Source organism: Sphingobacterium psychroaquaticum (assembly GCF_900177625.1).
Lineage (GTDB): Bacteria > Bacteroidota > Bacteroidia > Sphingobacteriales > Sphingobacteriaceae > Sphingobacterium > Sphingobacterium psychroaquaticum.
This window is the reverse complement of sequence record NZ_FXAU01000004.1, coordinates 378,677-401,139: the sequence shown is the minus strand read 5'-3', so window position 1 is coordinate 401,139 and position 22,463 is coordinate 378,677. Positions and strand designations below refer to the sequence as shown.

Sequence of the window (22,463 nt, the reverse complement as noted above, 5' to 3'; positions counted from 1 at the left end):
ACAAAAAGAGCCGAGCTAATGCTCGGCTCTTTTTGTTTTTATTTACTTCTTTACTTACTAGCCAAATACTTTTCCCAAGCCCAGGCTGATGCCATCATCTCTTCAATTCCTAGTTCTGCTTTCCAGCCCAGTTCTTCAGACGATTTTGTTATATCACCCCATACTTTGATAATATCTCCTTCACGACGAGGGCCTACTACATAGTTTAACGTTTGACCGGATGCTTTCTCGAAAGCTTTAATTGCTTCGAGTACCGAATAGCCATTACCCGTACCTACGTTAAAAACATCGTACTTACCGTTCTTGTTGCCTTTCTCCAATAATTTAATCGCGGCTACATGAGCCTTTGCTAAATCTACGACATGGATATAATCACGTACACATGAACCATCAGGGGTATCGTAATCACCGCCAAATACCGTTAGTTTTTCACGTTTTCCAATTGCCGTTTGTGTAATAAAAGGAAGTAGGTTTTGGGGAACACCGATAGGGAGCTCACCAATTAAGGCTGAGGCATGGGCACCAACTGGATTAAAGTAGCGCAGTGCAATGATGTTGTAATTGTTATATGCGTTTGCGGTTTCTTCTAGTATTTCTTCTGCAATTTGTTTGGTATTGCCATAAGGTGAGGTCGCTTTTTTTACAGGAGCAGATTCCGTAACAGGTAATATATCGGGTTCACCATACACGGTACAGCTAGACGAGAATACGAAATTCACAGGTTTTTCCTGGTATGCATTTAATAGGTTGATCAGCGAGAAAAAGTTATTGTGATAATACTTTAATGGTTTCTCTACGGACTCACCAACGGCCTTTGATGCCGCAAAGTGGATGACACCACCGATATCAGGATTGTTCTTTACGAATTCAAATACCTTAGCTTCATCACATAGGTCGAACTCATGAAACTCGGGTTTTACACCGATAATTTTTTCGATCTGATCTAAAATCTGGATGTTGGAGTTGGATAGATTATCGATGATAACCGGCGTGTAGCCTGCATTATGTAATTCGACAACGGTATGGGAACCGATATATCCTGTTCCGCCAGTGACTAGTATTTTGCTCATTATTGTTGATTATAATATGTAAAATCTTTTTGTTGCAATTTTTCATTAGGGATCGTCCGATAATAGGCGATCGTTTTTTCAAGACCATCTTTACGCTTGACTAATGGTGCCCATTGAAGGAGCTCTTGTGCTAGACGGATGTCCGGACGTCTTTGTTTTGGATCATCAACGGGGAGTCCCTGGAAAATAATCTTCGATGTGCTTGCTGTCAGCTCAATAATTTCTTTAGCGATATCGATAACCGGCATCTCATCTGGATTACCAATATTAACAGGAAGGTTGTAATCAGCCATCAACAGTCTGTAGATGCCTTCCACTTGGTCAGATACATAGCAGAATGAACGGGTTTGTGTGCCATCTCCGAAGACAGATAACGCTTCGCCTCTTAGTGCTTGCGCGATAAAGGTCGGCAAAGCTCGTCCATCATTCAGGCGCATTCGAGGTCCGTATGTATTAAAGATGCGTACAATTCTGGTGTCTAATCCATGAAAGTTGTGGTAAGCCATGGTAATAGCCTCCTGAAAGCGTTTGGCTTCATCGTATACACCGCGAGGTCCAACGGGGTTTACATTTCCCCAATAGGATTCTGGCTGCGGAGAAACCAAGGGGTCGCCGTATACTTCCGAGGTTGAAGCAACGAGGATTCTAGCTTGCTTACTCTTCGCTAACCCCAACAGATTGTGCGTACCCAAAGAACCGACTTTTAAGGTCTGGATAGGAATACGTACATAGTCAATGGGACTTGCCGGCGATGCAAAGTGCAAGATATAGTCTAACTCGCCAGGGATATGGACAAACTCTGATACATCGTGTTGGTAAAATTCGAAGTTAGGAAGCTTGAATAGATGTTCGATATTTCGGAGGTCTCCCGTAATGAGATTATCCATACCGATTACTTGCATGCCTTCGGCAATGAAACGGTCGCAAAGGTGCGAGCCTAGGAAGCCTGCAGCACCGGTGATGAGTACACGTTTTTTTACTTGTCTATTCACGGATGTCGGGTATCGATAAAGTTTAATATCTTTGACGAATATAAGGATATTTTAACAAGATGCATCTTCTATACGATTTAGGAATTTGGCTTTACGGTCTTATTTTGCGGCTTATCTCCCCATTTCATGCGAAAGCTAAGCTATGGGTGGAAGGCCGTCGCGGTATCTTCATTCGACTAGAACAAACGGTTGAAAGTGGAAGCCACCCTATTTGGTTTCACTTTGCTTCCTTGGGTGAATTTGAACAAGGAAGGTCGGTGATGGAGGGCATAAAAAAGAAATATCCGAATGAAAAAATATTGATAACTTTTTTTTCGCCATCGGGCTTTGAGGTTCGAAAGAACACGCCTTTGGCAGATTATGTTTTCTATTTGCCTGCTGATACATCTCGAAATGCAGGACGGTTTTTAGATATCGTACAGCCGAAGTTGGCGGTTTTTACGAAATATGAGTATTGGTATCATTATTTCAAGGAACTGGATCGTCGTCAGGTGCAACTGTTGATGATTTCATCGATTTTTCGTGAAGAGCAGGTTTTCTTTAAGTGGTATGGTGGTTTCTTTCGGTCGATTCTAAAGCGGGTAACATTTTTCTTTACGCAGAATACGGATTCGGTGCTCTGGCTAAAATCCATTGGTATTACACAGGCGGGGCTTGCAGGTGATACGCGGTTTGATCGGGTCGTGGAATTGCCCAAGCAGCGGAGGTCTATTGCAGAGGTGGAGGATTTTCTGCTGGGGAGTGGTGTGGTGTTGGTGGCCGGGAGTACTTGGGAACCAGATGAGCAACTTCTTGCGGAATTGTTGAGTGCGCAAAAAGGTTTGAAAATTATTTTGGCACCGCATGAGATTCATGATTCACATATCCGTGACGTGCAGCAACTTTTTCCTAAATCGTTACTGTTTTCGCAGTATGCGACATATAATGCTGTTGAGAAGCAGCAGGCAACGGTTCTGGTGATTGATAATATCGGTATGCTGTCTTCACTTTACGGTTATGGTCAACTTGCTTACATCGGCGGTGGCTTTGGAGCCGGTATTCACAATACATTGGAAGCAGCTACCTATGGGTTACCGGTGATTTTCGGTCCGAAGTATGCTAAATTTCAGGAAGCGGTGGATTTGATCGAAGTAGGCGCTGGTTTTAGTATCAGTACAGTAGCTGAGCTTTTTGAGGTTTTTGAAGCCCTTCAACATCATGTGAAATTGGAAAATGCTTCTTTCGCGTCAGCAAAGTATGTCAAGGAGAAAGCAGGCGCTACGCAGATTATTATGCGGTATTTGGCGGATTTTTTGTAAGAAGGGGACTCCTCTATGTCGGAGGGTATCTTCTTTTTTACCTCAAAAAAGAAGCAAAAAATTCGTCGCTAGGAATTTTTGCAGGGAGGGTTGGTGCGGAGGCAAGTTCCTACAGATTGCAAATATTCCTCAGGCGACATTTGGCGGTTAAGGAAAGCTAGAAGCAGTACCGTTTTGAAAAAATCATCTTGTCATCCCGAACGAGGTACGAGGAGGGATCTATGGACAATCTTTCCAAAGTAGGTGGTGGTTTGTTGAGACACAAACCCCGAAGGGCGAAGCTAGATGTTGTGTCTTTTTTGTCGTTGTATAGTAGTTTGTATATGTAGGATTTTCGCCTAATGTAGGGGCTAGGCTTGTAACCTCAACTTCTTTACTCTCTCGCGACTTACCTCCCTCACACTCTTTTATCCCCTTCACCCTCTTTACCTTTTTTAATTTTTCCCTTTTGAATTTTCCCTTTGCCTGAAAAATAAGTGTTATATTTACACCAAACCTTAAACCGCTATGTTTCAATTTTCAGAGCAGCCCCACAAACGTAAAAATTTGCTGACGGGCGAATATATTTTAGTGTCCCCGCATCGGAGTAAACGTCCTTGGCAAGGACAGGTCGAAGACGTTGTTGGAGCAGAAAGACCTGCCTATGATCCTCAATGTTACCTCTGTCCGGGAAATGCGCGTGCTGAAGGTTCTGTCAATCCTGCTTATACCAATAGTTTTGTTTTTGTAAATGATTTTTCGGCTTTGCTGGAAGAGACGGTTCCAGAGACACAGGCAGACGGAGGCCTGCTGATTGCGGAAGCTGAGCGTGGTATCTGTAAAGTGATATCCTTTTCCCCTCGTCATGATCTGACACTACCGGAAATGTCAACGGAAGCGATTAAAGCCGTGGTGGACTTGTGGCAAAAGGAATTCGTAGACCTGTCTGTTCATGAGTGGATAAAGTATATACAGATTTTTGAAAATAAGGGAGCCATAATGGGGTGTAGCAATCCGCATCCGCATGGGCAAATATGGGCGCAGAGTTCAATTCCGGTGGAGATTGAGAAAGAAAGTAAGCAGCAATTAAAATATTATAAAGAAAAAGGACGTACCTTGTTATCGGACTATTTATCCCTTGAGCTTGAAAAGAACGAGCGAATTATTGTGGAGGGAGAACATTTTGTAGCCGTTGTGCCTTTCTGGGCGTCGTGGCCGTATGAGACGATGATTATTAGCAAGCGTTCAATACAAAACATTGGAGCCTTTAGGGATGATGAAAAGCTGGATTTTGCAAAGGTGTTGCAGGAGCTGACCATTCGATACGACAATATTTTTGGCACATCGTTTCCTTATTCGGCTGGAATGCATCAGGCACCCACGAATGATGGAGAGCATCCGGAATGGCATTGGCATATGCATTTTTATCCGCCACTGCTTCGCTCGGCAACGGTGAAAAAGTTTATGGTGGGCTACGAGATGTTGGCTATGCCACAGCGGGATATCACACCAGAACAGGCTGCAAAGACATTAAAAGAACAGTCTACAATACACTATAAAGTGAAGAGATAATGATTTCTAAAGAAAAGATAAGTACACGATATAAAGAACTTTTTGACTCGGACGCCACTCATATTGTGAGGTCTCCTGGTCGTATCAATATTATTGGGGAGCATACGGATTATAATGAAGGCTTTGTGTTGCCGACGGCAATTGATAAAGCGATCTATGTCGCGGTTTCGAGACGTTCGGACAATATGATTCGGTTGTATGCGGAAGACTTTCAGACATTTTATGAAACGCCGTTGTCAGCTATTCATCCCACGATGGAAGGATGGCCTAATTATGTGTTGGGGGTAGTGAATCAACTTGTGGAACGTAGACTTCCTGTTTCAGGATTCAATCTTTATATCGATGGCGACGTTCCTTTGGGAGCTGGGTTGTCTTCTTCGGCAGCGTTGGAGTGTGCGACAGGTTTTGCGTTGAATGTGCTGTTTGATTTGGAGTTAGATCGGGTAGATATTGCAAAAATCGGGCAATTGGCAGAACATACGTATGCTGGGGTGCAATGTGGAATTATGGATCAGTTTGCTTCAGCAATGAGTAAAGCAGGACATGTTTTGCGCTTGGACTGTCGGGACCTTTCTTTCTTGTACAAACCGTTGGAGCTTGGTGATTATACAATTCTTTTGTTGAATACCAATGTGAAGCACTCGTTGGCTTCTACGGCGTATAATGATCGACGATCGGCATGTGAAGCAGCAGTTCGTTTGATCCAGCAAAAACATGCCGAGGTGAATAGTTTGCGCGATGCAACGGTTACTATGCTGGAAGAGCTGGTATTACCAGTGGATGCTGATGCTTTTGTTAAAAGTCGATTCATTATTGAAGAGAACGAGCGCGTAGAGCAGGTTTGTGTGGCGTTAGAAAATGGCGATTTGGAGACGATGGGGGAGCTTATGTATCGGGCACATGAAGGTTTGAGTAAAGAATATGATGTAAGCTGTCCGGAATTGGATTTTTTGGTTGATTATGTTCGTCAGTTTCCTGAAATATTGGGTGCACGTATGATGGGAGGTGGATTTGGAGGATGTACGATTAATTTGGTGCATAAACGTTTTGAAGATTTATTGATTGACCGGATGAAGCCGGTTTATGAGGAAAAATTTGGCTTGGAACTGACGGCAATAAAAGTGGTGCCTTCGGCGGGAACATCCTTGTTGTGAGGGAGCGGAGTTAAGAAGTGAAGAGGGGTAAGAGGTTCGAAAGTTAAGAAGGAGGGGACACGAGCCGAAGCCTCGCGCCAGCAGGGGCCGGTTACGTATGACAAAGACTGTCGCGTCGTACCTCCTCGCAGTGACGAAAAAGATCGTTTTTATTGTCATAGCGAACCTGAGGAACGAAGGTGTGGCGATCATTTAGATACTTCAAAAGGACTTTAATCAGTTCGAGGTAATACCGCTCTTGTCATGTTGAGCCTGCCTGCGGTAGACAGGGGGGAAACATCGTCAAGTATTCGAGAGTCCTTAACTTGGCCTTCCAATATTAATACGAGAGAGGACCCGACCTGAAGCCTCGTGCCAGCAAGGGGCGGCTCAGCGGAGAAATGGCAGCCGCTTTAACATCTTAACTACTTTACTTCCTAACCCATTTACAACTTTACACAACCTTCTTGTAGCGTTTCCCTGACAGACCTCGTTTATCTTAATGTTTTACGATAAATTATTGCCAATTTTGCACTTTATTTTGAAAAGATGACTACTAACACAGCGAGGCCTAATCGACTTGTATATACCCTTTTGCTATTGGCTATTATTGCTATGGCTCAGTTGGTTTTGATTGTTTTTTTGGAGAAGAATAGTTTTAATAATAAGATTGTCTTGAAAGGAGGATACGGTGTTCCGCATGCTCCAATATTAGATGAGTAATTGACAAGGACAAAGTGGGGATCTAGTGGACAAGAAGGGGACATTCGCTATACTTTTGACCTTTCAAAGGAAGAGTAACATTTTTTTAATCTAAGTTTGCAATCTTCTTTTAAAAACTGGAACAGATTTTGGAGAGAAGGAAACAAACAATTTAATACTATTCAACCGTAAGGAACTTTTATGAGTAAAGGAAAAGATAAAAGAGAAGATTATAACCCGGGACCGCGGGTAGGTATAACATTTTCAACATTTGATTTATTGCACGCGGGTCATATCATGATGTTAGCGGAAGCAAAACGACAGTGTGATTATTTAATTTGTGGACTGCAGATGGATCCGACATTAGATCGCCCGGAAAAAAATCCGCCCACGCAAACTGTTGTGGAGCGTTATATACAACTTCGAGGTTGTTCTTACGTGGATGAAATCGTCCCTTACTCGACAGAACAGGATCTAGAGGACATTCTTCGTTCTTTTAAGCTGGATGTGCGTATTGTTGGAGATGAATATAAAAATAAAGATTTTACAGGCCGAAAATATTGTGAAGATAAGGGGATTGATCTTTATTTCAATAGTCGTGATCATCGTTTCTCTAGCTCCGGTTTGCGTAAAATTGTAGCCGAAAAAGAAGCGCAGAAAAACGGTAAAAAATAACACAATTATAAAGCAATAGAGGCACAATATGTAGCTAGAGTGAACTCTTTGGATGTTGTGTTTTTATTTTATAATGTGACATTTACTTTTCCGATGCGCTTAGGTGCAGGTGTTTATTTATGGTATTGTAGTTTCCTTCGGTCATTGTTTATGAGAGGACGCAGTGAAATGAATGATTCTTTAGTTTAAAAGTGCTATTTTCGCAATAAATTAATGCGCATATTTATTAATGGCTAAAGAATTTATTTATCTTTTAACGTTAGTTGGTCTAGGATTGCTTATCGGATATGTTCTGATGCGCATTCGTCGGTCGTATAATTTTAAAAAAGATATCAACTTTTTAACTCATATGCGTTTACTAACGGGGGTGGAGATAGTTGATTCTTATGTAAAAGGAAGTATTGTTGTCGATTTTCATAATTATGTAGATAGTTTGCAAGTTATGATGGTTACGAGATCAAACTTCAATAATAGTGCGTTCGAAATACTTCCTTCACAGTTACTTTGCTTTAATCCAACAAAAGGAAGGGTGCAGACTCTTAGTCTGAACTTTAAGATAAAAGATTCTATTTTGGAGGATTATGAAAACAAAATAGTGAAAGTTTGGTACGAGGGATTGTATATTAGTAAGGACGGTAAGGTGAAGCATTTTGAAGCAAAAATCCCTCTTCTGGTGAGAAGTGAAGTTATATAAGCATAGCAGTTTACGGTTTTCCGTTTTCGACTGAGTGTAAATATTGTGTGTTTTCGTTTTCTTATGGCTGTTTTGGGAAGAGAAAGTTCTAGAGATATAAAGCTTATATTAGTTTTTTATATAAGAAAATTGTACAGGGCTAAAAGCTGATAATCTTTAGAAGAGATATTAATTTACTGATGAAAAAAATATTAATTACTGGTGGTGCGGGGTTCATTGGATCTCATGTGGTTCGGGAGTTTGTTAACAAGTATCCAGAATATCATATTGTTAACCTCGACGCTTTGACCTACGCAGGTAATCTGGAAAATCTGAAAGATATCGAGAATAAACCGAATTATACCTTTGTTAAAGCGGATATCACGGATGCGGCCCATATATTGGCTGTTTTTCAAGAACATCAACCAGACGGAGTTATCCATCTTGCAGCAGAATCACATGTGGATCGTTCCATTACAAATCCGACAGCGTTTGTGATGACAAATGTTATTGGTACTGTAAATCTTCTGAATGCTGCAAAAGAAATCTGGAAAGATAACTTTGAAGGAAAACGCTTCCATCATGTATCCACGGATGAAGTGTATGGTACGCTAGGTGAATCGGGGCTTTTCCGTGAAGATACCGCCTATGATCCACACTCACCATATTCCGCCTCTAAGGCCTCTTCGGATCACTTTGTGCGTGCTTACCACGATACCTATGGATTACCAATCGTCTTGACGAATTGTTCTAACAATTACGGCCCTAATCATTTTCCTGAGAAATTGATCCCACTTTGCATTCATAATATACTTAATAATAAGTCGCTTCCGATTTACGGAGATGGTAAGTTTACGCGTGATTGGCTGTTTGTAATTGATCATGCTAAAGCAATCGACCTTGTCTTCCATAATGGTAAGAATGGTGATTCTTACAATGTTGGTGGATTCAACGAGTGGCAAAATATAGATTTGGTAAAGGAGTTGTGCAAGCAGGTGGATGAAAAGCTTGGTCGACCGCAAGGAACGGCTGCTGCGTTGATCACATTTGTGAAAGATCGTCCTGGTCATGACCTACGCTACGCTATTGATGCGACAAAGATTAACCAAGAGCTGGGCTATCAACCATCGGTAACTTTTGAGCAAGGTTTGTCTGTAACAATCGATTGGTTTTTGAATAATCAGGAGTGGTTGGATAATGTGACTTCTGGTGATTATCAGAAGTATTATGAAGGACAATATGTGGGGAATAGTTAGATAGTTTACTTTCTAACATTATTAACAATCAAATGCAAGTAACAGAAACAAAACTTAAAGGCTGCTATATCGTAGAGCCGGTTAAGTTTGGCGATAGCCGAGGATATTTTTTTGAAAGCTTCAACGAACGGACGTTTAATGTGTTGACAGGGACTGAGACGCACTTTGTACAAGATAATCAATCATTCTCTACGAGGGGGGTATTGCGGGGACTTCATGCACAAGCAGGGGAACATGCGCAGGCAAAGCTGGTCCGTGTATTGCAGGGAGCAGTCTTGGATGTTGCGGTGGATGTACGTCCTGGCTCAGGCACGTATGGTCAATATGTTGCGGTTGAGTTATCAGCGGAAAATAATAGACAGCTTTTTGTGCCGCGTGGATTTCTACATGGATTCGTGGTTTTGAGCGAGGTAGCAACATTTTTTTATAAATGTGATAATTTCTATAACAAGGATTCAGAATGTGGCATTCATCCGCTAGATCAGGATTTGGCGGTTGATTGGCAAATTCCCATAGAAGAATTATTGCTATCAGATAAGGATAAAGAAGCGCAATCATTTGCAGCTTTTACCGCTCAGGTGGTGAAGTAAGGATGTTAAGTGGTGAGGATGTGAAGGGGTAAAGTAGAGGTGTTAAGAAGGTGAAGTCGTAAAGGTTGGTAAAGATGTGAAGCGGTAAAGTAAAGTTGTAAAGAGAGCTGAGAACGGAAAGAGGATGTAATTGCGAGGAGCGTAGCGACGCGGCAATCATCCTTATATCTTAACTCTCTAACTTCTTAACGTTTTAACCTCTTAACGCCTTAATTTATAAAAGAATAAATGAAAATACTAGTTACAGGTGCTAATGGCCAACTTGGGTCAGAGCTTCATGATATTCTACAAAAACATTCTGATAAGGAATGTTTCTTTCTTGACCGGAAGCAATTGCCTTTGGATCAGACCGCAATTATTCAGGACATCCTGGCAATGTATCATCCCGATGTGATTATACACGCCGCAGCCTATACGGCTGTAGATAAAGCGGAAAATGAGCCTGATTTAGCAGATAGAATCAATCATTTGGCCTCTGAAGAGATTGCGCAATATTGTCGACTCAATGAAACGAAGCTAATTGCCGTGTCAACGGACTATGTATTTGACGGAAACTCGGACACGCCGTTAAAAGAAGATGCACCGGTTGCTCCGATCAATGTGTATGGTGAAAGTAAGTTGAAGGGGGAGCATGCAATCATGAAATGGCATCCGGAGAGTATTATCATCCGCACTTCATGGGTATATTCGACTTATGGTAATAATTTTGTAAAGACCATGATTCGTCTGATGACTGAGCGTGATGAAATATCGGTCATCAACGATCAGATAGGTTCGCCAACCTATGCAAAAGATCTAGCACAAGCCATTGTCGATATTGTCGATAGTGAGGATTGGGTTGGTGGGATTTATCATTACAGCAATGAAGGAGAAATATCATGGTATGACTTTGCGGCTGCAATTAAAGAAGTAAAAGGTCTAGCGAGCATGATTCATCCTATCCCAACGGCGCAGTATCCAACACCTGCAAAGCGACCTCGATATTCGTTGCTTGATAAGTCGAAGATCCACCGTACCTTTGGGGTAGAGGTACCTGATTGGCGGGAGAGTTTAGAGAAAATGTTAGGTATACTATAGATATTTAATGACATGAAGGGAATTATTTTAGCAGGCGGTTCAGGAACGAGGCTACATCCGCTTACTTTGGCGGTGTCTAAGCAGCTGATGCCCGTATATGATAAACCAATGATTTACTACCCGCTGTCAACATTAATGTTGGCGGGGATTCGTGAAATTTTAATTATTTCCACACCCCAAGACTTACCAAACTTTAAAAAACTCTTAGGTGATGGTTCGCAAATTGGCTGTAAGTTTTCGTACAAAGAGCAACCTAGTCCGGATGGTTTAGCGCAAGCTTTTATCTTGGGTGAAGAATTTATTGGAGACGATAAAGTTGCTTTAATTCTAGGAGACAATATATTTTATGGTTCAGGTATGTCTAAGCTATTGCAATCCTGTGCCAATGCCGATGGTGGCGTGGTTTTTGCTTATCCTGTTCACGATCCGGAGCGTTATGGTGTTGTGGAGTTTGATACGGATAAAAATGTCGTGTCTATAGAAGAAAAACCTGTAGAGCCTAAATCAAATTATGCGGTTCCTGGATTATATTTTTATGACAATGATGTCGTTGAGATAGCGAAAAACATTAAACCGTCACATCGTGGTGAATTGGAGATTACGGATGTGAACAAGGAGTATCTAAAGCGTGGTAAATTAAAAGTCGGTGTTTTTGACCGTGGTACAGCCTGGTTGGATACGGGAACCATACAGTCGCTGATGCAAGCAGGTCAATTTGTGCAGGTGATTGAAGAACGACAGGGAATGAAGATTGGTGCTATTGAGGAGGTCGCGTATCGGATGGGTTGGATCGATAAGGAGCAATTGATAAAAGTGGCTGAGCCATTGAAAAAGTCCGGTTACGGGGAATATTTGATGCATATAGTTAAATAGATTTAGCTACTTTTGTAGGAAAACCAAAAGACAAGAATGAGGAGATTGTTTGTTTTGTGCTTTACTTTGTGTTGTTTAATACAACTGAAGGGGCAAGTTAATGTTAGTAGTTTAAAAGTTGACAATCTAAGCGATGCTCAGATTGAACAATATGTGAAGCAAGCGGAGCTTATGGGATACTCAGATGCTCAATTACCTGATTTTGCACGCGCCCAAGGTATTTCGGCAACGGAGGTAAAGAAACTACAAGATCGATTACAACGAATCAAGAAAAATAAACAATCGGAATCGCAGGTGTCGGCGAAAAGTAACAACTCCCAAGGTTCAGGTAGACAGGTGCTCGGAGATCCTAGTGCTAGAGGAAGGAATCGTTTCTTGAGTGAAGTTGATTCACTGCGATTCATGCAGGATAGCTTGCTTGCTGTTGGTAAACCAAAGGTGTTTGGTGCAGACCTATTTAAAAACAATGCGATCACATTTGAACCTAACCTAAGGATGGCGACACCGTCATCGTATGTAATTGGTCCTGACGATGAGTTATTGTTGGATATTACCGGGGATAACGAAGTATCGTACAAATTACCTGTTAGCCCAGAAGGAAATATAAAGGTGGAGTACGTCGGGGTTATTAATGTTTCTGGACTTTCTATTTCAGCCGCAAGAAGTAAAATCAGCCAACGATTAAGTTCCGTGTATGGAGCTATTAATTCAGGAAGAACCAAGGTCGATGTTAACATCGGAAACATTCGTAGTATCCGTGTGACACTCACAGGGGCCGTGACTAAGCCAGGGACTTATACGTTGCCGTCATTGGCAACCGTATTTAATGCGCTGTATGCATCAGGAGGTCCTGCTGAAAATGGTAGTTATCGGGATGTTCAGGTTATTCGTAACAACCATGTTGTATCAAGGATTGATATTTATGATTTTCTGGTGAATGGTTTGCAAAAGGGAAATATTCGTCTTCAAGATCAGGATGTAATTCACATACCTGTATATGCCAATAGGGTTCAATTCGAAGGAGAAGTTAAACGTCCCGCGATTTTTGAAATAGTGAAAGGTGAATCGCTACAAGATGTTTTGAATTATGCCGGTGGCTTTGGAGAAAATGCTTATTCAGCTAAAATTAAAGTGTTTCAAAAGACAGATCGTGAACGTAAGATCTCTGATATATACGCCGATCAATTTGCCGATTACGAGCCAAAAAATGGGGATAATTTTCTCGCTGAAGAGTTGTTAGATAGATACGAGAATAGAGTAAGTATTTTGGGGGCTGTTTTTCGGCCGGGTGTATATGGATTAGAGAACGGGATGACTTTGCGTGAATTGTTGGAGAAAGCGCAAGGCGTACGGGAGGATGCTTTTATGGAACGCGGATTGATTAATAGACTTGCTGCTGATAATACATTGCAATTGGTAAATTTTAACGTGCGCGCTGTTTTGGACGGAAAAGTAGCAGATATTATCCTAATGCGTGAAGATAAAATCTCTATCTCCTCCATTTTTGATTTACGTGATGAGTATAAGTTTATCGTTCAGGGCCAAGTGCGTAGGCCAGGAGAATTCCCTTATGCGGTTAATGCTACGCTGGGAGATGTTATTCAGAAAGCCGGAGGTTTAACTGAAGAAGCAAAGAACGCTCGTATTGAGATTGCTCGGCGAATACGGAATAGAGATGCACAGGATACCGTTTCCTCTAATATTATTTTGGTAAATATCCGAAACGGTAAGTTGGAGGATTCAAGTATTGTGCTAAAACCGTATGATGTTGTTAGTGTGCTGGGGGACGCAAATTACCGCGTACAGCGACAAGTAAAAATCGAAGGAGAAGTATTGTATCCGGGAATCTATACGATTAATAGGGAAGATGAACGTATATCTGATGTTATTACAAGAGCAGGTGGATTAACGGCTTATGCCTACACGGAAGGAGCTTCTTTACGTCGTACGGGAACATCCAAACTTAAAGCTGAAATCAAAAAAGAAAAAGAGTTACGGAAAACTGAGTTGGGGTCAGAAGCTGCTGTCCACGGTTTTGATGAAGAGGACGATGCATTAAATATAGGAGGTAACAGAGCGACAAAACAGGCTTTAAGTAAAGTTTCGCAATCTGGAGCGGTTGAAGCCGTTGTCGCAGAGCCAAGTGATCTCGTAGGTATTGAATTACATAAAGTATTAGCAAAACCATATCAACGCGAGGATTTGTTGCTGTTAGATGGAGATATTATTACTGTTCCAAAGGAACTGCAGACGGTCAGAGTAGTTGGCGAAGTACTTAATCCGAATAATGTAGTTTATGTGAAAGGAAAGTCTTTAAGTTATTATGTGAACCAAGCAGGAGGTTTTACTAGTGAGGCACTAAAGAAAAAAGTTTTTGTACAGTACGCGAACGGGGCCGTAAAAGGTCGTTCTGGGAACTATCCCGAAGTAAAACCTGGAGCTGAGATTGTGGTGCCAAAACGTGCGCCGCGAGAAAAACTAAATGCGCAAGGCTGGATTGGGTTAGGAACAGGAGTTGCTTCGTTGGCTGCGATTATTGTTAGTTTGTTAAGATAAAGATAATGATGGATAGTGCAGCAAATAAGAGTGAACAAGAAATTTCTTTGAAGGATCTATTCATTAATATTAAACAATGGGGAGTCTATTTATTTTCTAAATGGTATATATTACTAATTGCTGGATTCTTTGGGGCAGGGATCGGTATTCTCTATTCGAAAGTAAAAAAACCGATTTATACAGCAACAACAACATTCGTTCTGGAGTCAGGAGAAAATAGTGGAGGTGGATTGTCTCAATATATGGGTATGGCGGCTATGATTGGCATCGATCTGAGTAGTGGTGGAGGGGGGATCTTTCAAGGTGATAATCTTTTAGAGTTGTATAAATCGCGTAAGATGATTGAAGCGGCTCTTCTTAGGCCCTCTGTTAGCGATAGTGCACAATTACTAATAGATAAATATATAGACTTGAGTAAAACCAAAGAGGTTTGGAAAGAAAAGACTCCCGGATTGTTGTCTATAGACTTTAAATTGCATCATCAGAAAACGCCAATAATCCAAAGGCAAAGAGATAGTATACTATCCAAAGCAGTCTTAGAAATAAATAAAAATATTCTTCAAGTCGGAAAACCGGATAAAAAAATGTCGATTATCAAGATTGATGTGAAATCGGAAAATGAGGTTTTTGCTAAAGAGTTTAATGAAGCTCTTGTGATGGAAGTAAATGAATTTTACATACAAACTAAGACAAAAAAATCGTTGGATAACATAGTGATTTTACAACATAAGACTGACTCTGTGAGAGCTGTGATGAATGGAGCTATCTCTTCTGCAGCAATAATTGTTGATGCAACGCCAAATTTGAATTTGACGAAGCAAGCGCAACGTATAGTTCCTTCACAAAGGTCTCAATTTTCGGCAGAGACTAATAAGGCGATATTAGGGCAGCTTGTGCAGAATTTGGAGATGTCCAAAATGGCTTTAATGAAGGAAGCACCATTAATACAGAAAGTCGATGAACCTATTTATCCATTGAGTGTTGAAAGAATTGGAAAGCTTAAATCTGTTTTTTTTTGTAGTATCTTTTTAACTGTTCTTACTGCCGTTTTCATCGTGTTTAGGAAGATCATGTTTCGTGTATTAGATTGATAGCTTTGAGTATTAATATTAGTAAAATTATCAGATATTGATTTTTTTCTTTTATCTGATAGAAAGATTTTTAACATATTCAATATAAGTTTTGTAAAAAAAGATTGTATAAATGAAAGTAGTATTGTTGGCGGGTGGATTAGGAACTCGTCTGATGGAAGAAACTGAAGCTAGACCCAAACCAATGGTGGAAATTGGAGGAAAACCAATTTTATGGCATATCATGAAAATTTACGAGACATATGGATACAATGATTTCGTGATATGTTTGGGTTATAAGGCACAAATTATTAAGGAATATTTTTTGAACTATTATCTTTATAATTCTGACGTTACGATTGAACTTGCGAAAAATAAAGTCGACGTACACTTTTCTAACTCGGAATCTTTTAAAGTAACTCTTGTAGATACAGGTTTACATACCAATACCGCCGGCAGAATTAAACGTATTCAGAAGTATGTAGGCAATCATACTTTTATGTTGACCTATGGTGATGGAGTAGCCGATGTAAATATTGATGAACTGGTTAGTTTTCATAAAAAACATGGCAGGCTTGCAACTTTAACAAGTGTTCAAACACCGGGAAGATTTGGTAATATTGAAATTAGTGAAGAAGGGAAGGTTAGTCATTTTGTTGAGAAACCTCAGGGGGATGGAATGTGGGTTAATGGTGGTTTTTTTGTTTTGGAGCCAGGCATTTTTAACTACTTGAAAGAAGATATGGATAATATACAGTGGGAAAAGAAGCCATTGATAGAGATCGCAAATGATGGACAGCTTGCCGCATATAAGCATAAGGGGTTTTGGAAACCGATGGATGCTCTAAGAGATAGAATTGAACTAGAGGAATTATGGTCCGGTGGCAATGCGAAATGGAAAATATGGTAATATGTTTGAAGAATTAAAGAGAATATATAAAGGAAAGAGAGTTTTCCTTACGGGGCATACCGGATTTAAAGGGGCTTGGATGTTAAACTTCTTAAGCTTACTTGGTGCAAATGTTAAGGGGTATGCTTTACAGCCTAAAACCGAAATCGATTTATTTAATTTGACTGAAGGTGATAGCTTGTGTGAATCTGTTATAGGAGATATCAGAGATGCAGATCGATTGAGTCTGGAGATTAGTTCATTCAGGCCCGATTTTGTTTTTCATTTAGCTGCTCAACCATTAGTAAGATTGTCATATGAACAGCCTGTTGAAACTTTTGAAGTGAACGCTATAGGTACTGCAAATGTTTTAGAAGCTGTTAGGCGATTGGCGAATCCTTGTGCGATTGTTTTAATTACAACTGATAAGGTTTATCATAATAAGGAATGGGAGTACCCTTACAGAGAAAATGACCGTTTAGGAGGGTATGATCCGTATAGCGCAAGTAAAGCCTGTGCTGAGTTGATTATTGATTCATATCGAAATTCTTTTTTTAATTCTAAAAACTTGAATCAACATAAAAAAGGGATTGCAGTTGCAAGAGCAGGGAATGTTATAGGAGGAGGAGATTGGTCTAAAGATCGGTTAATTCCTGATATTATTAAAGCATTTTCAATAGGTCAACCTGTTTTAATTAGAAATCCTCAAGCAATAAGACCTTGGCAACATGTTTTAGAACCAATATTTGGATATTTATTGTTAGGGGCAAGATTATATGAAGATCCACTAGGTTTTAGTAAAGAATATAATTTTGGACCGGAGGTAACAGATGCTTTAACAGTCGAGGAAATGATGAAATTGGCACAACTAAGTTGGCCTGATGGAACTTATGTAATTGACGGCATTGGAGGACAGCTGCACGAGGCCGGCCTACTAAAGCTAGATATAAGTAAAGTGGCTGCGGAACTGCACTGGCATCCTAGAATGAACGCGAAATTAGCGGTTAAAATGACGATGGACTGGTATAAAGAGTTTAAATATAACATTGGTAGTATTTCTTGCTTTACAAGAGAACAAATAAATGATTTTTTAAATGGTTAGAACTATTTTAATAACTGGTGCTACAGGATATTTAGGACTCAAATTTGTACAGAGTATTATACAGGAGGGATATACTATTTGTGTGTTAAAAAGAGATAGTTCCAATATCTCGAACTTGAAGGCTCTTTCAGATAATATAAAATTTTATCCATCTGATGACGCGGGTATAGATTCTGCATTCAAAGAAAACAATGTTGACCTTATTATTCATTTTGCTACTCTATATGGAAGAAAAGGAGAGAATATTTTTGAAATTAAAGAGGCGAATCTTGACTTTCCATTACGTTTGTTACATGCTGCTGTAGGTAACAAGGTAAAATATTTTTTAAATACAGGTACATCTTTACCATATTTGACTAATCATTATTCTTTATTTAAAAGTCAGTTTTCTGAATGGCTTAATTATTTCTCCTCTCAAATTGTAACAATAAATCTTTTACTAGAACATTTCTATGGACCTGATGACGATGATTCTAAATTTGTAACAGCAATGATTGGTAAAATGAAGAAAAATGTACCTGATATTGAACTTACCGCAGGAACGCAATTAAGAGACTTTATCTTTATCGATGATGTAATTAGTGCATATAGATGTGTTATAGGAAATATCAGTCTTTTTTCAGGATTTACTGATGTGCCATTAGGGTCGGGAGAAACTGTTTCTATCAGAAATCTTGTTGAGATAATAAAAGAATCTTCAAAGAGTCAAACAAGGCTCTTATTTGGAAGTATTCCTATGAGAAAAACAGAATTATTATGTTCCAACGCGGATATTTCTATTTTACAAAATTTGGGATGGACGCCTAAATTCAGTTTAAATGAAGGTATTAAAAAGACTATTGATTCATATAAATTATGACATTATTATCAAAAAAAGTAAAGGTTATTCCCAGAAAAATTATAAAGGACAGTAGAGGGTGGTTCTTGAAGGTAATTGATGGTTTTGAGGAAAACCTACCTAAATATACTGGAGAAGTTTACATAACGAGTGGGATTAAAGGAGAATCGAAGGGGGGACATTATCATGTTCAAGCAAATGAATGGTTTACATTAATTGAAGGAAAATGTCAATTAAAACTAGTTGATGTTAAATCAGGTGAGAAACTATTGATTAATCTATCGTCCGAAATACCAGAGACCATTTTTGTTCCTAATAATGTCGCACATATATTTGTCAATAAGTCTGATAATAATTTTATTTTATTAGCTTATTCTGATCAGTTATTTGATCCTGTTGATACTATTGCCTATATGGAATTTTGATGTAGTAGTTTTGCTATACTTTTTTAAATGATTATAAAGATAGATCGGTTCGATATACTTTGGACATATTTCTCGAAATTTTTGAGAATTGGACAGAGTGTTATTTTACTTCCTTTGATTCTTAGGTTTCTACCTAGTGATCAGATTTCAATTTGGGCCCTGTTTTCTTCCATAACAGCTTTAATAGCCGTTTTTGATCTTGGATTTAGCAATGTTTTTTCGCGTAATGTGACACAAATATTGTCAGGTAGTAGTTATACACTAGATAAATTTAAAGATAATATTGAGTCTTCAAATATCAGAAATATAAGTGCGTCAGATTTGATGAAGACTCTTACAGTAATGAAGAGGTTTTATGCTTATACATCTGTCGTTCTTTTTTTTTCATTATCGACTTTCGGAACTTTATATATATATCATATAGGAAAGGGGGTAGAGAATAAAAGTCAAATATATTTCTCTTGGGCTTTTTTAATCGGAAGTACAATTTTGAATTTTTTTTATAATTATCTTACGATTGTATTGGAAAGTAAAGGTCTTATAAAGGAAACTCAAAAAATAACTGTTTATGGCATTTTGCTATCAATGGTTTTTGCTATTGTGGGGGTTGTATGTGGCGGAGGACTAATTGCTATTTGTGCTTCTGGCTTTATCGCAATTTTGTTTAATAGATTTTTTCTTTACCGGTTATATGAAAAAGAAATAAGACCATTAATTCCTGTTGAAAAGGTTAAGTTTGATTTTTCAGCTTTTAAGGAAATATGGAGTGTTACGTACAGAGTTAGCGTTGCATCAATTTCCTCAATAGCAATATACAGATCTGGTATTATAATTATATCATTATTTCTTCCTTTAAGAGAGGCCGGTATATTTGCTTTTTCAATGAATCTGGTGTTCATGCTTTCAGAGGTCTCTTTTATGTATTTTTATACTCATTTGCCTCAAATCAACTCTATGGTTTATTTATCGGATAAAAGTGGATTGAAGAAAGTATTTACAGCTAGTATATTAATTTCTAGTTTATCTATAAGTTGTGGTGGACTAGTATTAGTATTGTTTGGTAATAAACTCTTGGAATTAATTGGTAGCAATATGTCTGTAATGCCTCCAATCCCCCTTTCGCTTGTATTATTAATTCTTCTTTTGGATCAAATTCAAAACATGTCTACTTTTATATTGTTCTCAGAAGGCAATTTAAGTTACATGAGACCCTATGCAATCTCTGCTATAATAATAATCTCTTCGACTTTTATTCTTTGTTGGGTTCTTCCCTCGTTTTATGCTGTTATTCTCCCTCAGCTATTTACTCAACTCGCTTTTAACTATTGGTTTTGGGTTAAAAAAGTATTCAAAAATCTAGAAATTAGTTTTTTAGATTTTAAAATGGTTTTTCCCTTTTAGATGTCATTAAATATATTAAAATGATTGTTTCCTTTTGTATTCCTACTCTTAATAGAGCACATTATCTTATTCAGACAATTCGGTCTATCTGTTCGGATGTAGATTTTAGTACTCAATTTGAAATCTGTATTTACAATAACTGTTCCGATTCAGATTATACTGAAGTTGAAAAAGAGATTAGTGTTTTATCTGAATCTTTTAATATTACATATACTAAAGGAGATATTAGACTTGAAATAGACCACAGTATGTTTGAAGCCGTTAGACATGCTGTTGGGGAATACCTTTTTTTGATAGGTGACGATGATTATCTACAAACAAATGCTTTGAAAGATATTTATGATTTAATTAATAATGAAGAGGTTGACCTGGCGGTATTTAATGCTTTAAGGGTAAGTGATCAAAACGAAGTAGGGGTTGAATTGATCGGTTTTAAAAATAAAAGATATTTTGATTTCGAGGAGGCACTTTTAGAACTAAAAGAGTATTGTACTTATGGAAACTTGCTTGTTAAGAGGGAGTTTATGAAACCTGAGGATTTTAAATATCTGTTTGGTACGTCTCATGCTTATGGGTGTTTTTGGTTGTCTTTTTTTCGAAGATACGAACTCGGGGATATACCCCGCATTGTGGTTCCAAGTTCATCGGTGGTATGTCTTCGTTATATAGAGAAGAACTATGATTTAATGCAGGTGACGTTTAAAGATGCCAGTTTTGAGTATCAATTATTCTCTAATGTTATCGGTGAAAAGTCAAAAACTATACTCTCTAAGTTCGATTCAAGACTACAACATCGATTTACAAGTCTAAAATTTTTACTTAATTTAGGTCTTGCCAAGAATGATTTAGGTCGTATTAAATCCATCAATGAAAAGTATTATGAAAAAAATAAATTAAAGATTTTGTTCGCAGATTTACTATCTAAAACTGCCTTAAAATTCAAGAGACCAATTAAATTTTTGTTGAAAATGGGGGCTAGAAGTAAATAGTAAAATTTTGACTGGATTGTTTGATGAATATCTTTTTCTGTTATGAAAATTTTAATTATTAATACCTCCGATTCTTTTGGGGGAGCTGCACGAGCAACATATAGATTACATCGATCACTTCTAAGAGAGGAGATTAATTCCGAAATGTTAGTGCAGCAAAAGTTGGGAGATGATTACACAGTTAGTATATACCAAAAGTCATTCTTTCAAAAGTTAATAGGAAAGTTGCGGCCATTAATCGATGTTTTGCCGTTAAAAGTTTATAAAAGGAGATCAGCGACACTTTTTAGTCCATCTTGGTTTGGTTTCAGTAATATTGTGGACAAAATAAATTCTTTTGAACCAGATATTGTTCATTTACATTGGATTTGTGGGGGGATGATAAGAATTGAGGATCTTCGACGGATTAAGGCTCCTATAGTTTGGACTTTACATGATAATTGGGCCTTTACAGGAGGATGTCATATTATGTGGGACTGTGAAAGATTTAAACAGGGATGTGGAGCTTGTCCAAGACTTGGTAGCGATAAAGTAAATGATTTGAGTAGTGCTGTCTTTAAAAGAAAGGAAAAAATTTTCTCTCAACTTCCAGAAATGACAATTGTTGCATTGAGTAAGTGGATGGAAAATAATATTAAATCCAGCCCATTATTAGGAAAACATAGAGTCGTCAATATTGGTAACCCAATTGATACCTCTATTTTTAAACCTATGAAAAAAATGGATGCTAGGGTTTTGTGGAATTTTCCCCAGAACAAAAAACTTCTACTTTTTGGAGCAATAAGTGCTACAAGCGACATTAATAAAGGTTATTCTCTTTTATTAGAAGCTTTAAATACCATAGAAGATTGTGAAATTGAGTTTATCGTTTTTGGTAGTAGTGAACCGAAAGAGAAAGTGTGGTCTGGAATAAAAACCCATTATTTGGGACATTTAAGTGATGACATTAGTCTTGCAAGCTTATATAGTGCTGTTGATATTATGATAATCCCAAGCTTACAAGAGGCTTTTGGACAAACCGCTACTGAATCGATGGCTTGTGGTACTCCAGTAGTGGCATTTGCGCATACAGGTATACTAGATATCGTGGAGCATAAGAAAACAGGATATTTGGCAAAATCTTACGACACACAAGACCTAGCGTTTGGGATTAAATGGATTTTAAATGAATCAAATTATGATCAGCTTGCTAATGAGGGACGGAAGAAAATTGTTGATTTATATGATAGTTCACTCCTTTCTAGAAAGTATTCAGAGCTGTATAGGTCTCTGCTTACATCAAACGTTAATAAAGAATAGATGA

At 38.6% G+C, this 22,463-nt stretch carries 21 protein-coding genes; 19 read left to right on the top strand and 2 right to left on the bottom strand.

Going from position 1 to position 22,463, the window contains the following annotated elements; translation table 11 throughout:
* Nucleotides 1-50 precede the first annotated feature (50 nt).
* The gene (galE, locus tag B9Y69_RS12880) at nt 51-1,070 is read right to left on the bottom strand and encodes a UDP-glucose 4-epimerase GalE (protein ID WP_085473376.1); all 1,020 of its coding nucleotides are present in this window, start codon (nt 1,068-1,070) and stop codon (nt 51-53) included.
* Nucleotides 1,070-2,062 (bottom strand): UDP-glucuronic acid decarboxylase family protein, encoded by a 993-nt coding sequence (locus B9Y69_RS12875; RefSeq protein ID WP_085473375.1) that lies wholly within the window; start codon nt 2,060-2,062, stop codon nt 1,070-1,072. The genes galE and B9Y69_RS12875 overlap by 1 nt, the downstream gene beginning before the upstream one ends.
* A 59-nt stretch (nt 2,063-2,121) precedes the next feature.
* On the opposite strand from B9Y69_RS12875, the gene B9Y69_RS12870 reads away from it, so the two are divergent.
* The 19 genes from B9Y69_RS12870 to B9Y69_RS12780 all read left to right on the top strand — a co-directional run bounded on the left by B9Y69_RS12870 (nt 2,122) and on the right by B9Y69_RS12780 (nt 22,459).
* Nucleotides 2,122-3,360, top strand: coding sequence for a 3-deoxy-D-manno-octulosonic acid transferase (locus B9Y69_RS12870; RefSeq protein WP_085473374.1), 1,239 nt, complete (start codon nt 2,122-2,124; stop codon nt 3,358-3,360).
* A gap of 507 nt (nt 3,361-3,867) precedes the next feature.
* On the top strand, nt 3,868-4,911 hold the full coding sequence (locus B9Y69_RS12860; RefSeq protein WP_085473372.1) for a UDP-glucose--hexose-1-phosphate uridylyltransferase: 1,044 nt from the start codon (nt 3,868-3,870) through the stop codon (nt 4,909-4,911).
* Nucleotides 4,911-6,065, top strand: coding sequence for a galactokinase (galK, locus tag B9Y69_RS12855; RefSeq protein WP_085473371.1), 1,155 nt, complete (start codon nt 4,911-4,913; stop codon nt 6,063-6,065). Before B9Y69_RS12860 ends, galK begins: the two co-directional genes overlap by 1 nt.
* A 528-nt stretch (nt 6,066-6,593) precedes the next feature.
* Nucleotides 6,594-6,767: a hypothetical protein gene (locus B9Y69_RS19215; protein WP_159451846.1), complete on the top strand. Its 174-nt coding sequence runs from the start codon at nt 6,594-6,596 to the stop codon at nt 6,765-6,767.
* A 180-nt stretch (nt 6,768-6,947) separates the two neighbouring features.
* Nucleotides 6,948-7,421, top strand: a complete 474-nt coding sequence (locus B9Y69_RS12850) for an adenylyltransferase/cytidyltransferase family protein (protein ID WP_085473370.1) — start codon at nt 6,948-6,950, stop codon at nt 7,419-7,421.
* Between the two features lie 229 nt (nt 7,422-7,650).
* Nucleotides 7,651-8,115 (top strand): hypothetical protein, encoded by a 465-nt coding sequence (locus B9Y69_RS12845; protein WP_085473369.1) that lies wholly within the window; start codon nt 7,651-7,653, stop codon nt 8,113-8,115.
* A gap of 179 nt (nt 8,116-8,294) precedes the next feature.
* The gene (gene rfbB / locus B9Y69_RS12840; protein ID WP_085473368.1) at nt 8,295-9,350 is read left to right on the top strand and encodes a dTDP-glucose 4,6-dehydratase; all 1,056 of its coding nucleotides are present in this window, start codon (nt 8,295-8,297) and stop codon (nt 9,348-9,350) included.
* Nucleotides 9,351-9,382: 32 nt separating this feature from the next.
* Nucleotides 9,383-9,940, top strand: a complete 558-nt coding sequence (rfbC, locus tag B9Y69_RS12835; protein WP_085473367.1) for a dTDP-4-dehydrorhamnose 3,5-epimerase — start codon at nt 9,383-9,385, stop codon at nt 9,938-9,940.
* Nucleotides 9,941-10,168: 228 nt separating this feature from the next.
* On the top strand, nt 10,169-11,017 hold the full coding sequence (rfbD, locus tag B9Y69_RS12830; RefSeq protein WP_085473366.1) for a dTDP-4-dehydrorhamnose reductase: 849 nt from the start codon (nt 10,169-10,171) through the stop codon (nt 11,015-11,017).
* A 12-nt stretch (nt 11,018-11,029) separates the two neighbouring features.
* A complete protein-coding gene (rfbA, locus tag B9Y69_RS12825; protein WP_085473365.1) occupies nt 11,030-11,890 on the top strand; it encodes a glucose-1-phosphate thymidylyltransferase RfbA in 861 nt (286 codons plus the stop codon).
* Nucleotides 11,891-11,926: 36 nt separating this feature from the next.
* Nucleotides 11,927-14,446 carry an SLBB domain-containing protein gene (locus tag B9Y69_RS12820; RefSeq protein WP_085473364.1) on the top strand — a complete coding sequence of 840 codons (2,520 nt, stop codon included), beginning with the start codon at nt 11,927-11,929 and terminating at the stop codon, nt 14,444-14,446.
* 5 nt (nt 14,447-14,451) lie between these two features.
* Nucleotides 14,452-15,537, top strand: a complete 1,086-nt coding sequence (locus B9Y69_RS12815; protein WP_085473363.1) for a GumC domain-containing protein — start codon at nt 14,452-14,454, stop codon at nt 15,535-15,537.
* 112 nt (nt 15,538-15,649) lie between these two features.
* Nucleotides 15,650-16,426, top strand: a complete 777-nt coding sequence (gene rfbF / locus B9Y69_RS12810) for a glucose-1-phosphate cytidylyltransferase (protein WP_085473362.1) — start codon at nt 15,650-15,652, stop codon at nt 16,424-16,426.
* Between the two features lies 1 nt (nt 16,427).
* Complete coding sequence (gene rfbG / locus B9Y69_RS12805) at nt 16,428-17,507, top strand: CDP-glucose 4,6-dehydratase (RefSeq protein WP_085473395.1); 1,080 nt, start codon at nt 16,428-16,430, stop codon at nt 17,505-17,507.
* A complete protein-coding gene (locus B9Y69_RS12800) occupies nt 17,500-18,366 on the top strand; it encodes an NAD-dependent epimerase/dehydratase family protein (RefSeq protein WP_085473361.1) in 867 nt (288 codons plus the stop codon). Before rfbG ends, B9Y69_RS12800 begins: the two co-directional genes overlap by 8 nt.
* Nucleotides 18,363-18,770 (top strand): polysaccharide biosynthesis C-terminal domain-containing protein, encoded by a 408-nt coding sequence (locus B9Y69_RS12795; RefSeq protein WP_085473360.1) that lies wholly within the window; start codon nt 18,363-18,365, stop codon nt 18,768-18,770. The genes B9Y69_RS12800 and B9Y69_RS12795 overlap by 4 nt, the downstream gene beginning before the upstream one ends.
* Nucleotides 18,771-18,851: 81 nt before the next feature.
* Nucleotides 18,852-20,171: an MATE family efflux transporter gene (locus B9Y69_RS12790; RefSeq protein WP_144036570.1), complete on the top strand. Its 1,320-nt coding sequence runs from the start codon at nt 18,852-18,854 to the stop codon at nt 20,169-20,171.
* A gap of 20 nt (nt 20,172-20,191) precedes the next feature.
* Complete coding sequence (locus B9Y69_RS12785; RefSeq protein WP_085473358.1) at nt 20,192-21,160, top strand: glycosyltransferase family 2 protein; 969 nt, start codon at nt 20,192-20,194, stop codon at nt 21,158-21,160.
* A gap of 42 nt (nt 21,161-21,202) precedes the next feature.
* Complete coding sequence (locus B9Y69_RS12780; RefSeq protein ID WP_085473357.1) at nt 21,203-22,459, top strand: glycosyltransferase family 4 protein; 1,257 nt, start codon at nt 21,203-21,205, stop codon at nt 22,457-22,459.
* The last annotated feature ends 4 nt before the right edge of the window (nt 22,460-22,463 follow it).